The organism is Rossellomorea sp. ABR4_004 (assembly GCF_056159585.1).
The window spans coordinates 2,053,050-2,067,697 of record NZ_JBSWVM010000001.1; the positions used below are offsets into that span (position 1 = coordinate 2,053,050).

General features: G+C 41.9%; 10 protein-coding genes. 1 reads left to right on the plus strand and 9 read right to left on the minus strand.

What is annotated here, in order from left to right; all coding sequences use genetic code 11:
* Positions 1 to 5: 5 nt before the first annotated feature.
* The 6 genes from ACXAF2_RS10430 to ACXAF2_RS10455 all read right to left on the minus strand — a co-directional run bounded on the left by ACXAF2_RS10430 (position 6) and on the right by ACXAF2_RS10455 (position 8,934).
* Positions 6 to 1,370, minus strand: a complete 1,365-nt coding sequence (locus tag ACXAF2_RS10430) for an O-antigen ligase family protein (RefSeq protein WP_475138535.1) — start codon at positions 1,368 to 1,370, stop codon at positions 6 to 8.
* 51 nt (positions 1,371 to 1,421) lie between these two features.
* Positions 1,422 to 1,775: a hypothetical protein gene (locus tag ACXAF2_RS10435; protein ID WP_475138537.1), complete on the minus strand. Its 354-nt coding sequence runs from the start codon at positions 1,773 to 1,775 to the stop codon at positions 1,422 to 1,424.
* Positions 1,776 to 2,424: 649 nt separating this feature from the next.
* The gene (locus tag ACXAF2_RS10440; protein WP_475138539.1) at positions 2,425 to 4,686 is read right to left on the minus strand and encodes a SpoIID/LytB domain-containing protein; all 2,262 of its coding nucleotides are present in this window, start codon (positions 4,684 to 4,686) and stop codon (positions 2,425 to 2,427) included.
* Between the two features lie 64 nt (positions 4,687 to 4,750).
* Positions 4,751 to 5,560: a hypothetical protein gene (locus ACXAF2_RS10445; RefSeq protein ID WP_475138540.1), complete on the minus strand. Its 810-nt coding sequence runs from the start codon at positions 5,558 to 5,560 to the stop codon at positions 4,751 to 4,753.
* A 12-nt stretch (positions 5,561 to 5,572) separates the two neighbouring features.
* Entirely contained in the window at positions 5,573 to 7,633 is a 2,061-nt protein-coding gene (locus ACXAF2_RS10450; protein WP_475138542.1) for a cell wall-binding repeat-containing protein, read from the minus strand.
* Between the two features lie 203 nt (positions 7,634 to 7,836).
* On the minus strand, positions 7,837 to 8,934 hold the full coding sequence (locus ACXAF2_RS10455; RefSeq protein WP_475138543.1) for a glycosyltransferase: 1,098 nt from the start codon (positions 8,932 to 8,934) through the stop codon (positions 7,837 to 7,839).
* 237 nt (positions 8,935 to 9,171) lie between these two features.
* On the opposite strand from ACXAF2_RS10455, the gene ACXAF2_RS10460 reads away from it, so the two are divergent.
* Entirely contained in the window at positions 9,172 to 10,605 is a 1,434-nt protein-coding gene (locus ACXAF2_RS10460; RefSeq protein WP_475138545.1) for an oligosaccharide flippase family protein, read from the plus strand.
* On the opposite strand, the gene ACXAF2_RS10465 is transcribed toward ACXAF2_RS10460, so the two are convergent.
* The 3 genes from ACXAF2_RS10465 to ACXAF2_RS10475 form a co-directional block, all read right to left on the minus strand.
* Positions 10,574 to 10,954: a hypothetical protein gene (locus tag ACXAF2_RS10465; RefSeq protein WP_475138546.1), complete on the minus strand. Its 381-nt coding sequence runs from the start codon at positions 10,952 to 10,954 to the stop codon at positions 10,574 to 10,576. The genes ACXAF2_RS10460 and ACXAF2_RS10465 overlap by 32 nt on opposite strands.
* Positions 10,955 to 11,510: 556 nt before the next feature.
* A complete protein-coding gene (locus ACXAF2_RS10470) occupies positions 11,511 to 12,623 on the minus strand; it encodes an LCP family protein (RefSeq protein ID WP_475138548.1) in 1,113 nt (370 codons plus the stop codon).
* Positions 12,624 to 12,787: 164 nt separating this feature from the next.
* Entirely contained in the window at positions 12,788 to 14,623 is a 1,836-nt protein-coding gene (locus tag ACXAF2_RS10475) for a cell wall-binding repeat-containing protein (protein ID WP_475138550.1), read from the minus strand.
* Between the last annotated feature and the right edge of the window lie 25 nt (positions 14,624 to 14,648).

Here is a 14,648-nt window from a genome sequence, read left to right on the forward strand (position 1 = left end):
CTCCGTTACATTTTGCTATCTTTGTGTTTCATTTCACCGATTTTCACTAGCACGGCGATAACTAATAGAACTGCCCAGAATCGTGGTGTAACATAATCCGCTCTGTATAAAGATGTGACCATCAGGTGAAAGTACTCCACTAATGCAATGAAGTAGTACATATTCTTCATGCCGTTCTTCAACAGGAATACGGCGATGGAAATCAAACCTGCCAGTAATAGAAGTAGTCCGATGACACCTTGCTCGAATAGGACATCAATAAACATATTGTTCGCCGAGATCGCCAGGCTCATTTGGGTATGAGGCACAATCTTGGTCCCTGCCAGGAACTCATAAGCTCCCGGGCCATATCCGAATAGACCTGATACGATGGAATGATCGAACAGCCACTGGAATGGCATGACGTACATATAGATCCGGCTTGATTGTGTCGGATCAAAAAGGTTATCTCTTCTTCCCCAAATCGGAGAGAAGAATTTCGCCAGCAGGTCCGGGTTCACCAGATAAAGGCCGGCGATCCCGATGATACCCACCAACGGGATCATCCATAGTATTTTCTTCGGGAATTTAGGATGGAACATTAAGTAGACCATTAAAAATCCTATCACCAGTACCAGATTGAAATAGGCACTCACGGAAAACGTAAAGGCCAGTATGAATAAAGTCGGAATAACCACGACGACTGCGTACACCCATTTACGTTTCACAAAAAGGAATGCCAAAATAATCAGGTCGATCAAGAACGGTCCCATATAGCTTGGTTCATTTGTGAATGAGGTGATCCGGAAATCGAACAGGGTCACTCCTTCCACACTATGCACAAAGGAACGTGTATTTAAATTAAGAAATGGAATGTTGAACATGAAATAGGCAAGCTGCCAAAAGGCAACAGCCACTAATAATGTTATCGACAAAGGGTAGACTTTGATGATACTTTCGTTATCTTTCGGCTCATTCACGAGCAAACGGTAGCCAAAGTACACAAACATGAAAAAGCTGAGATAATAAGCAACCCGCGTAATCATCGAGCTTTTCAAGTAGTTCATATACTCTACACTATTCAAGACTGTAGCAGTATAAAAGGCAGAAAGAATAGCCAGTGCCAATGAGATAAGGAAAAGAATCAGGAAGCGTTTTAAGTATTTATCAAACTCTGAGGTTTGGGTCAAACGTTTTCGATTGAGTAAGTAATACAGAAATAATAATGAGCCAACCCCGAGTGTCAATACCGCTGGAACGGGTACGGGGAGAAGCTTGATGTATTTAGCTTGAGTAGAGAACTGTGCGAAGAACAAATATCCGGCCACTAAAATCAAGATGATTTGCTTCAGCCTCGGCTCATACTTGTTCATGAGTGTGGAAAAATTCATACTAAACTCCTCATTGTCTTTTTAGTTTATGGAAGGCTTTCGTCAAGCGCCTCATTGAATGTAATCTATATCCTTCAGTAAAAGTATTCCGTCCTTCTTCTCCCATTCGGTCATATAAACCAATTCATTTTCTTTATTAAACCGATAGAACCTATTGACGGCTTCGGTATGAAAATAACTTTTCCGTTGAGATGTAAGCTTCTCTTTCAGATAGTTGAAGTCCGTTTCTGTCACTGTGTTATCCGGACTCAACATGTATTTAAAGGTAGCCCAATCCGTGTTTTCAATATTATTGCGAATGTATTGATCAGCTTCCAGAAGGTTTCTGAATTTCAATGGCTGATCACCGCAGCCGCTTAAGAATAGAGTAATCAAAATTAGTAGAACGGCAAACTGTCTTTTCATTACAAACTCCTTTCCTATGAGGACCATCGTCTCTTTCAAATTCCTTGTTTCTTATGTAAAAAGGGGACGCACCCTGTTAAGTCTTGATAATTCAAACAACAATAAAAAATTATACATGAAAACCCATCATTTGAAAATGCTTTGTTCCCTGCCCCGATACACTTTGTCACCCTTGTCAATACTGGAAAATCACGCAAGTTCTCTATGATTCCGTTATGTTAAATATGTGTTACAAACGTGTTTTATAGTCATGTTTTTGGAAGATTGATCTATTTAAGCCAAAGTTACTCTTTTTAGCACTGGTCATCTGGGTGGAATGTTGAGCCGAATGGGCACATCATGTACATATTTAAAGAAAATTCGACACGGAGGATCAATTATTTGAAATTAGGATCAATAAATCATACTCAGGATTGATCAATCCAAATCGGGATTAATTATCTTGGATCAGGATCAATTACCTCCAAAACGGGATCGATCAGCCCTCGAAGACGCCTTTAAGTCATCCGTTCACCACTCGAATCGACTTTAAATCTGTCTAAAATCACATTCCCTGTTAAAAAAAGATAACCTAAAGCCATTAAGTGAAAAAAACCTCAGATCCCATAAAAAAACTGCCATCCCTAAGAATGGCAGCCTCGTAATTCAATTAATTTGCAAATGCTTGTTGGATGTCGCGGCGGACAGATTCTGCAATCGCCCCTTTACCACCCAGGAAGTACGTATCGGCCAGGACCGTGCGCTCGTCCAGCCACTTTCCTACATTGTCAGGCAAAGCATCTTTACGTGTCAGTATCAATGGAGATTTCATTGCCGATGCAAGTGCTGAAGCAGGCAGGGCATCAATGAAGACGTCTCCTCGTGCGAAGAATAGTGTCTTCTCTTCAAACTGATCACGATATTTTTCTGCAATCGTCAAGCTCGTTTGGTAACGGTCCAACCCGTACACACGTGATACATTCGGTGCCAGGGCAGTTAATTGGCGCTCTACTTCAGAAGAAACAGCAGACTGACCACCGATGATCGTTACCTTATTGATCGTATTTTCTTTCATGTAAGCTTCAACGCTTTCATGCAGAGTATCTTTTGACGTGTACAAAATCGGGATCTGCATCATGCTTGCATACGATGCAATCGACAAGGCATCCGGGGATTTTTCGTCTTTTGTCACCACAAAGATTTCATTGTTGTTATGAATTTGATCTGCTACTTTCACCGCTGTCTCGTAACGCTCTTTTCCACTGATACGAGTGATATCAGATAAGCCTTTCAGCTGATTCTCTACGTTCGTGCTGATGGCATTTGTTCCACCCAGTAAGTAGACTTCCTCAGGTTGAAGTCGCTTAATCTCATTCAGTACTGTATCCGGAAGCGATTTTGAAGTAGTTAACAATAATGGTGAATCCAATTTCTTCGCCAGTACACTTCCTGTTAACGCATCAATCGATAAATCGCCTCGGCCGATGACAACGGCCTTCGATTTATTTTCCCAGCCGTAATCCGATACACTCACGCTTGTTTCGTAACGGTCGTCTCCTTCAAGCTCGTGGGAATAGTCGTTTAAGTCCAGTTCTCTATTCACCGTTGTGGTTGGATAGTAGTAGCCAAGGATCGTTCTGAAGTTGTTTCCTTCTTTGGACATTTGGTAAGCGCCGTATTGGCTCATCCCGATTCCGTGGCCGAAACCTCCGCCATTGATCATGAATGACTCATCATTGCTGCCCAGGCTCTTAACATATGGACTCTTCATAATCGATGTCCCCAGCATGAAACGAATATTATAAGAGCGGTCATCAATCGTTTTCGTTTGCAGCTTGATTGTTTCATCTTCATTTTTCACAAATCCACTGTCTTTTTTCTCAAAATAAGTAAAAGAAACCTTCCCTTTCAATACATCTGTTGAAGTGAAAGAGGAATCTGGAATATCAAATGAGACATTCTTAATCTCTACTATTTTAATGTCACTCTTATTATCAATATGATTTTTATTTTTCAACCATGATTTCATGTTCGAAATGATTGTTTGATCTACTTCCTTCACATCCGACCACCAGGATTCCGGCTTCTTTAGATCTAATTCGTCGGTGTCGAATTGTGCTTTTGAGAGAGTGACCTTCCAATCGCTGTGTGGTGAGATTTTCGCATCATAAATGTCCGGCTTCGTCTCCAGGTATGGAACTAAAGGTGATCCCCAAACATTTTGATTCGAGAATACCCTTCCCCCATTCGATGAAGAATAAAATGCTTCGGCATAGTCTTCGTCTTTTTTCAGAACTTCACCTTGAGTTTCATTAACTGCTTGAGTAGTATGGGGATTCCAATCATACCCTTTATACACTTGATCACTTTGGCCATCATAAATCGTCCAGTTTCCTTTTTTCAATACAAAGGTTCTGGCTGCGACAGCTTGAGCCTTTAAGGCATCCAGTCCGCCGTTATCGCCCCAGGAAGCAGGCATTTCGGCTGGGACCACGCCTTTTAAGTAGTCTTCCAGATTAATATGATTCACTGGTCTTACATATTTACCGGATTCCACTGTGAACTCCACTTCACCTAAGTATCTCTTGTCGTAATTGCCTTTGATCGTCATTGAACGATCCATCGCTTCTGTAATCGTCGGAATGATGGACACGTTGCCATCGAATTTTTTCACTAGTGTAGTACCTTTGTAAAGAGATAGATTCCCGGACTCAACCTTGAATGTGTAGGCAGCCCCGGGCTGGATGAAAATCGATGTTCCCTTCACTTGATAGTCGCCGCTTGTCGTAAACGGAAGTGAACTCTTACTTCCGATATAATTCTGAAGTTTTACAGAAATAGGCTCTCCGGCTGCACTTGTATTTACCGGTGCTGCCATTAGTCCTGTAACCATTGTGGAAAGAACCAGCATAGAAAGTAACTTCTTCTTCAATGTTTTTCCTCCTTGGGATATGTAATGAGGAAGGCGCCCTTGTTACAGGGCACCTTCTGAATGTTTAAAGTGCTTCTACCTTTTTCAATACGGATTCAATTTTATATCCGTTATTTCCGGTTTCTTCATAAACTTCTTTGATCATGCCAATCCCCGGAGCGTAGTACATGGTATTGATGGTATTCACGTCTCCGTTTTTCACTGTGCTGCGAACAGCTACGACATTTTCGTACGTAGCGTTGGGAACTTCAACTGTTTCGTTTTCACTGATGATTTCCCAGCGAGTGGTGTCCCCTTTACCAGTATGATTGATGTCTGCCAGTGATTTCGCCTCTTTGTCCGGATTGAAATCGTTCAGTATGCTCTCTTTCGGGTTCTTCGGATTACTCTCTTCATAAACGACTTGAATGGCATCTTGATCCCATTTCAGAACTTGAAGAGTGACCATATCCCCTACTTTAAATACACGTTGAACATGTGTGTCATTGTGATCCACTACGGTCTCCGTTAAGCTGAAATCCTTATTTTCAAAGGTTTTGACCATGTTTTTTTCAGGTTTGAGCTGCTGGATCAACAGGTTTACTTCTTCTTTTTCGGTTGTATCATTGACTTCTTCATCCGCTTCTTCTTCTGAAGAAGTATCTTCAGAAGGCACCTCTGTGTCCTCAACCGCCTCTTCTTCCTGCTCAGCCGATGCCTCTGTTTCTTCTTCTACAGAGGCATCTTCATTCGACGTTTCGCTTTCAACCTCAGTTGTATCCGGTTTTTCCTTCGTTGTTTTCTCACTCGGTGAGGAAGCATTGCATGCCGTAACGACAGTCATAGACAAGATGAGCAGTACGACCAGAAAGACATTTTTACGACTGTTTAACATGGGACATCCTCCTTAATACAAGACATTCTTCATTTTTTCAATGATGCTGTCATCGACTTTTCCGCCTACTTTGATCACTTCTTTTACACCAGTGGATGGCTGATATTCAAGGATGAAATCCTCTAAGTGACCATCTAATGAACCTCCGACCAAGACGATCGGTGCCTTTGTTTTAACAGATAGCGCAGATGCCGTTAGAGCGTCAGGGTAATTCGTTCCCGTTGAAACGATGAATTTGTCTGAACCCATCATTGATTTAAATTTCGTCAGAACCTTTGCAAGTGTTTTATACCGGTCTGCTCCGGATAGTCTTTCAACATTTGTTGAATAGCGTTTAATCGATTGTTCGACCGTTGAAGAAATGGCACTTCCTCCACCCAGAACCTTCACTTGCTTTCCTTTCAAGTAAGTGAGTGCGGAAGAATTGATGCTGTCCTTGCCGGATAGCACGATGGCCCATTGATTAGCTGAAGCGATCGGTGCAGCACCCAGTGCATCGGCGTAATTTTTACCTGATGCTACAAACGCACCTTTTACATTCGTCAGCTTCTTATTGATAAGAAGGTTCGTTTCGTATCGATCAGCGCCGCCCACTCTTGTAACCGTCATACCAAGCTTCGCTAACCTTTCTTGAACCGCATTCGAAACGGCTCCTTTACCACCTATCATGTATACTTCTTTCGCGTTCAATCTCGTAAGCTCTTTTTCTACTTGTGAAGGAAGCTGTTCCTTATTCGTTAAGAGAATAGGAGCGTTATCCAATTGAGCTGCCAGAGGCCCTACTGAAAGTGCGTCTGCGAAGTCATAAGCAGTGGCAAGTACTACGGCTTTTTTCGCTTTGGAACTTGAGAAACCGTTAGGATAAAGGTCTTTGGAAACCTTAATCGCTGTTTCCATTCGATCGAGGCCGATTAAGTTTGTATCATTAATGAAACGATTGATTTTAACCCCATCGATACTCGACCAAATGACTCCTTTTGAATCGATATCAACTACTTTTAAAGGTGTTGCCTTCCATTTAGCGTAATCGATTGCACTTGTGACATCGTAATAAGACCATAAACTCTTGCCAGCTTCGGTTTGAACACTATATTTTTTTGGTAAATAATTTGACCATAAGATTTTATCAGTATGTTCATCTACTACTCTTGTATTCGCTAAATCCTCTGCATATTGAATGGCATCTTCTTTGATCGGGTAGGTTTTGAGCTTTTCATTCCCCTTTTGATAGACACCATATTCATTTAAATTCTCGTAAACTTTTTTCTGCTGATACTTATCAAACACATATGTATTCGATTGAGACTTGGAATATTGAATCGCTTCTTCTTTCGTCTCGTAAATCTTAAGTCGTTTATTGTCTGCGTTGTAAACTTCATATACTTTAAAATAGGAGACAATTCCATCCTTGATACCTTCTGCGGCATTGTTTTGGAACGTCCATGTCTTGATCAGGGCTTCCTCTGTCGGATTCGACATATACCCCATCTCCAATAAGAGTGATGGCATCTGCGTGTTACGGATCACATAAAACGCCTGATTATTTCTCATTCCTTTGTCCGTCAGACCGATGGCGTTCACCGTACTCGGGTGAACCGTTTCTGCTAATCTCTTGGATTCACTTCCATACGCTACCTGAATGGGATCGGGCGGATATTCCGCTTCCCAGGCATATTTATTATCATAGTGATACGATTCGAATCCACGTACATACGGGTTTGTAGGGGCCGCATTGTGATGGACCGAGACGAATACTGTTTGATCATTCTTTCCTTTCGCAAATGCATTGGCTAGGTCTGTACGTTCTTGAAGACTCAAATACTTTGTACCATCATTATGAGTCATATACACGTTGAATCCCGCTGCTTTCAGCTTATCCCGTAATTTTTCAGAGATTGCCAGATTGGCATGCTTTTCATAAAAACCAGTTGAACTCCCAGAATATCCTGTTGTACCTGAATCCCAACCACCGTGACCTGGGTCAATGACTACATTCTTCTCAGCCGATGCCAGAATCGGTATGACTAGAAACATCGTCATTGTAACAACAAGCATCGCAATCTTTTTCTTCATTTTTTTGCATTCTCCTCCATTATATTAAAATTTTCCTTTATTCTACCATTATTATCGGCAACAGTTGACATACTTTTGACATGTTTTCGTAAAGTTTTACATAAACACACAAAAAAAGACACTCACTCTCCTTATATTAGGATCGTAAAGTGTCTTTACTATATATTGAAAAAGAATGATGTAGCATACCTCAATAGAGAAATTTATCTTTGTACTTTTATTATTTCATTATACAGATCTACCATTCTCTTGGAGTTCTCTTCCCAGTCATAATGATTGATTACATGTTCCCTGCCTTTTCTCCCTAATTTCTCTCGTTCTGAGGAATCCTTATAGAGGTATAATAGTTTTTCTGCTAAGGCAGCTGGATTCTTAGAGGGGATCAGATACCCTGTTTCTCCATCCAGCACCACTTCAGGAAGACCACCGACATCTGTTGCGACAACGGGTACGCCACAAGCCTGTGCCTCTACAGCTGAAACCCCAAAGCTTTCAATTAAGGAAGAAATGACAAATATATGAAGAGATGAAATAAAATCAGGAACATCCTCATGAGCGATTCTTCCTAAAAACTCTACATTCTCATTAATGCCCAGATCTTCTGTCAGTTTCATATATTTCGCAAGATAAGGTCCGTCCCCGGCCAGTTGCAGACCAACGTATTGGCGCTCCGATCCCAGTGTATCGAGAAAAAGCTTAAAGCCTTTCAGTAGATATTCAATGCCATATTTCGGCTCCATTCCTTTAGCAATTCCGATTCTGAATTGCCCTTCAACCTTCTTCGTCGGATTAGGTTTAAATTGTGTAATATCAACACCAAAGGGCGTAATGGACAATGGCTTACTTTCATCTATATATTTTTTTGTTTCCTGTTCAAGTGCTGGACTCGTTGAACAAATATAGTCCGCTTTTCTCAAGGCGTACTGGAGGATGATTCGATTCATCACGTTCCGCTTGGGGAAATCATAGATGTCAGACCCCCATACCGATAAAATGTAAGGACTGAACCCTGTTAAAGCTCCTATTAATCCGTAACTCGAAGCATAATGGGAATGGATGAGATCAGGCTTATAGTGTCGGATGATCTTCTTGAGCCTTGAAACCGTAAATAAATAAGAAATCTTGTGATTCAATTTCAGATTTAAATAGACTCTGCTTACATTCTCCCAAGGGATGTGTTCAGAAGAGTCTTTATGGTTCTCTAAGCTAATATTGATGACCTCGATACCAACCGAATTATAGTAATCAAGCCATTTCTTCGTATGTACATTATTCGCTGGTGCTAATAATAAAACTTTCATAACTCGGGTACCACACTCTCTTTTTTACTACTGGCTTGCTGACATGATTGACAAGCTCTTAAAAATCGACTGCCAAAAGAAATCTATTCAATAATATCGTTTGTGATATAATATACTAATTGATTTGATACTTCTTATCATAATATAAAAAGCGATTAAATTGAATTTATTTGTAAAAACTATATAAATTTTGTTAAATCACAGTGATAAAAATTGTCCGTTCAGAGAGGTATTTCCATGTTTAAACATACGTTTATCTATTTTCTATCTAAAGGTGTGCCCGGGATCATCAACTTTGTGGCCATCGCCTTGTATACACGTCTACTATCACCAAGTGAGTACGGTGAATACGCACTGGTTATTGCGGCTGTAACATTTGTGAACACTACCTTGTTCCACTGGCTTAGATTAGGATTGCTCCGCTATAACCCTAAATACGAAGGCAATCAGAAAGCCATGTTCATCAGCTCGATCACAGCTACATTCATTTCCATGACCATCCTGACTGTTTTCCTGGGTACAGGAGCTTTCATTGTCTATACTCCATTTCATTCAATGGCTCTGTTATGGTTTCTGGGGATTGGATTACTCACCATGCAAAGCATGTTCGACTTATTCACTGAATACTTGCGTTCAGAGCTTTCGTCGAAACTATTCGGAGTTGTGACAGCTTTAAAAGTGGTTTTATCCCTTATCGCCGCTGTCGTTCTGATCAAATTCTTCGGGTTCGGGGCAGAAGGAATCATCCTTGGACTGATCATCGGGATCTTCCTGTCGATTGTCTTCTTTATTCCGAAGTACCTTCACTTAATTGACATTAAGTTGATTGACCGGGACATGATTAAAGAAGTCGTGAAGTATTCCATTCCATTTATTGCAGCTCTTTCGATGGAAGCCATCATCCTGAATACAGACCGTTACTTGATAGGCTGGTTAATGGACAAGGCATCTGTCGGAATATATGCCGTTTCATACGACCTTGCCAAACAAATTCTGTTCTTACTGATGATGATCATCAACCTGGCCGCTTACCCACTTGTGGTCAAGGCCCTTGAAACAGGCGGAATCAAAGAATGTCAGAAACAATTGAATGAAAACACGTCCCTGCTATTACTTGTATCGGTCCCGGCGACAACGGGAATGATCATGCTGAGCGACTCCTTTACCGGGATCTTCCTGGGGGAATCCTATCAGGGAAAAGCAGCGACAATCTTTTCACTGATTGCCCTTGCGATCTTTATACAAGGCTTTAAAATGTACTATTTCGACCTTGCTTTTCAGCTTGGTAAAAATACGAAGCTTCAGATTTGGCCTGTGCTGGCTGCAGCTGCCCTGAATGTAGTCCTTAACCTACTATTGATACCAGAGTACGGTATATTCGGATCAGCCTATGCCACCATCATTTCATATGTGGTATCGGTACTGTTGAGTGCCTTAATCGGGAAGAAGATTTTCCCGCTCACGTTTCCGTTCAAGGAGGTCGGAAAGATCTTTGTTGCGACTGGTGTGATGGCGCTTCTTGTTTGGCCGGCATTGTCCATTGGTGGCATCTTCGGATTTATCGTGCAAATTGCCGTCGGGATCGTAGCTTATGGCGCGGTGGTACTGGCATTGAATATTAATGGTATACGCGAGCTTGTTATGCGTCGATTGAAAAAATCCCCTCAATGATATTGAGGGGATTTTTTTTGGGGGGAGATGGAGTGGCTAGTTTGTTTGTACCTGGTACAATTGGAGGCTGTTGTACCTGGTACATTTCGTGGGAGTTGTACCTGGTACACGGATATCGACGCAATTTGAAGCTAGAAACTCCGTCAACTGTCAGACCATCTATAGAATAGTGACCGTTTTGCCAGTTTTCATTCAATCCTGGAGTGGTTTTGGCATAAGATTGTCCTTTTTCAGCTGGGAATGTGCTGTTTGATTGGATTGATGGCCGATCCGGGGGTTGAATATCGGATGAGGAGTGGTTGTCGCGGGGGATTCGATCCTGATCGGGAGGGGATTGATCCTGATTCACGATAAATGATCCTGTTTCAGCTTTTTCAATCCTCGATATGATTAATCAATCCCTATTTCAATTAATTGATCCTCCGTGTCGAATTGTGTTTCCATACGTACGCTTCAAGCCCTTCTGCCTCAAGCTCCCTCCGCCGTTAACAGGTAAATGACCCGTAGCTGAAAAAGCGTAACTTTCACACTTGGATTCTCCTATTGAGCAGTAGCGTTTGATAAAATCCTTTCATTTGTAAGCGTTTAGCTTAAGATTGTCCATTTTTCAGCTGGGAATATGCCATTTGATTAGATTGCACGCCGATCAAGTTGGTGAACTTGGGATAAGGAGTGGTTGTCGCGGGGGATTCGATCCTGATCGGGAGGTGATTGATCCCGGTTCACGATAATTGATCCTGCTTCAGCTTTTTCAATCCTCGATATGATTAATCAATCCCTATTTCAATTAATTGATCCTCCGTGTCGAATTTTCATTACCGATACCCGCATGATGCCTCAATATACTTAACACCTACAAAAAACCCACGGAGCATGACTTACTCCATGGGTTCGAACTTTAATCTCTATTCCTCGTAACTACTTGAATCCTCTGCTTCTGTAGAGTCCTCATAAATACCAGAATCCTCAGTTTCTGTCGAGTCCTCATAGGTATCCTCCACACCAGTCGAGTCCTCAGCCACGGCATCGTCACTCAATGATTCTTCCTCGACATACTCTGCATACGACTTTGGTTCTTTCCCATTCAAAAAGTCTTTTAAAGCTTCAGTATTCGCATCCAGGTCTACGTCTAGCACAGCGCCCGCACCTTCATATCGGGCATTTTCAAACGAATTGTCGATCGGTACTGTCATTGTTTCGATATTATCAACCGGATTCAGGACAAATTCTTTTGCAAGACTGATGCGGTCCATGGATCCGATATTCGTTTCGATGTAGGGTGAGACTGTCCCCATCAGTTTAGGGATTTTGGATACGCCGTTTAATGACAGCATCTCGTCTTTTAAAGCATTGATGACTTCCTGCTGGCGCTTAACGCGGCCGAAGTCTCCCTCCGCGTCATGGCGGAAGCGGGCATAGCCCAGTAATTCCTTACCGTTCAATTTTTGCAATCCTGGTTCCAGTGTCACATTAATGTTTGTGGACATTTCCTTTTCTACATTCATTTCGATTCCATCCGGTGCCAGTGCATCTACAACCTTCTGAAATCCTTTAAAGTCCATTAACGCATAATATTGTACATCTATATCGAAGTTCTCTTTCAGCGTTTGACGAAGTAACTCTGGCCCTCCAAGGAAATAGGAAGTATTCAATTTATACTTTCCGTATTCCGGAACATCTACATACATATCCCTCATCAATGATACCAATCTGGCCTCACCTTTTTCAGGATCATATTGAGCAATCATAATCGTATCTGTACGTGATTTTTCTTCACCTCTCGTATCCGATCCGAGGAGTAACACATTTATCTTTCCGTGTTCATCTTTTTTACCATTAAACTCAGGAATCTCTTCGGATGCCGCCTGTGTTTTACCGGCATTCATTTTTCCGGTTTGATACTGGTAGAGAAAATACGCTGTTCCAATGCTTAGTCCTAAGAAAGAAAGTGCAAGAAATATGCGGAAGAATCGCTTTCTTCTTCTCATCCGCTGTCTATAGTCATTACGAGTCTTCATGTATGTTTTTCACCTTTCAAATCGAAGATCAATACGAAAAATAATTTTATCATGAAATAGATTAAAAAAATAGAATCTTACATAAATGTAATCTCTGTTTAATAATCTAATTGAAAAAGACTCTACCGATGATCGATAGAGTCTTAGTATTGAAGTCTACTATATTAATAATACAGCTTTTTGTATAAATCTCCAAGCTCGTCTTCCACATTCATTGCACTTGGTCCTCCGAGCAGGAAGAACTCTTTATATTCTTTAGCTGCGATAAAGTTGTTGACGCTTGTTGGCAGTTGTTCCGGATTAGATAGAAGAAGTGGTGCCTTTTGCTTCGCAGCCAACACTGATCCCGATAACGCGTCAGGATAGTTTTTACCGCTTGCGAGAAGAGCTTTTTCCTCTGGGTTAGCCAGGGGAAGCTTCTTCGCAATCTCAAGGGACGTTTCGTAACGATCCACTCCGCTTACCCGCTGCTCAGCTTTCACCTTTTTCATGACGCCATCACTGATGACTCCTGCCCCTCCGACAACGATCGTGCTATTCACTCCAGTTAGAGCCTGACTCGTATAAGATGAAACAGAATCCTTCGCTGTTAAAAGGATCGGGTACCCTTTGACAGAAGCATATGGCGCAACTGAAAGAGCATCCGGAAAGTTCTTGCCTGAAGCAATGATGGTTTTATCCGGATTCGGATTTACGTGCTCTGAAATAAGCTGTGCTGTTTCGTAGCGATCGATCCCACCGATTCGTTCAACTTTTAATCCCATTCCTGTAAGAGCATCTTCGACTCCCTTGCTGACTGCCCCTTCCCCACCTAGAATGATGATGTTGGAAGCTTTCAAACGTTCGATTTCACTTTTCGTTGATTCAGTCAGTTTATTTTTGTCGGTTAATAGGAGTGGCGCATCCTTCTTATAAGCAAGCGGGCCACCCGTTAATGCATCCGGGAAGTTATATCCTTGTGCCAGAACGACCGTTTCAGCCTGCTCCCAGCCAGCCTGTGAAATATCCACGGCTGTCTTGATTCGATCGGTCCCTGAAAGTCGTTCACCGATCTTATTTAGTTCGCTTGAAGCAACGTATGCCTCTTGCTTATTGTCTTCACGTTCGACGTTGTACCAGACGAAGTGATTCGGATTCTTGGATTGATCGTATTCAAACCCTTTAAGGATTTCAAGCACTTCCGTTTCACCGCTTGGAAGTTTCGCAGACACTTCCTTGGACTCAGAAGTTGGCTGTTCTCTAAAACGTGATCCATCCGCAGAAATCACAAGGTCACCTGCTTGATACGTATGTTTTGTCGTATGGGCAAGACCATCCACCTCATACTGTTTCTTATCGAATAATAAATAATAGTTTGGCTCTCCTGTATAGGTAAAATCCTCTTTGGCAAAAGAAAACTCGACTCTGTCATTCTTGAAAATACCAGGATTCCCACTTACAAGCTCTGCATACACCCGTTCTTGATAGCTTCCGAAGTTCCTTTCACCTGTCGCCATTTTGATCGGACTATTTTCCTGCACTTGTCCATTGTAAGCTAATAGGGCAAAATACCAGTTCTCGATAACGTCTCGCTCATTATCTCCGACAGTAGGGATGCTGGTAGAGCGATTCCAGTTGGTTATGCCTTTCTCACCAAGCTCCCACTTTTCGTTCAGGATTTTGATACCTGATTCGATATTGAAGGCGATGTCACTTTTCAAACGTTCAACGTCATAGCCTGCTGTATCAGTGACCTGCATGATCCCGATCCCGCCATCACCCGAAATATTCGGTTCTCCATCTGCCGTGAACTGCTTCCAACCGCTCTCTTCTGCAGCTATTGCCTTCACGATTTCTGCCGGAACGTCATACTTCATTGCTGCTTCCGTCAACAGTTTATTGATTTCATATTTTGATGGGTTTTCATACCCCGCTGCCTTCGAATTGATCGGACTCGCCAGTGTCGCAGTAAGTGCCACCGCTGCTATTCCGGATACAAGCTTCTTCATTTTTAGATTCATTGCGTTCCCCTTTTAATGTTATTTT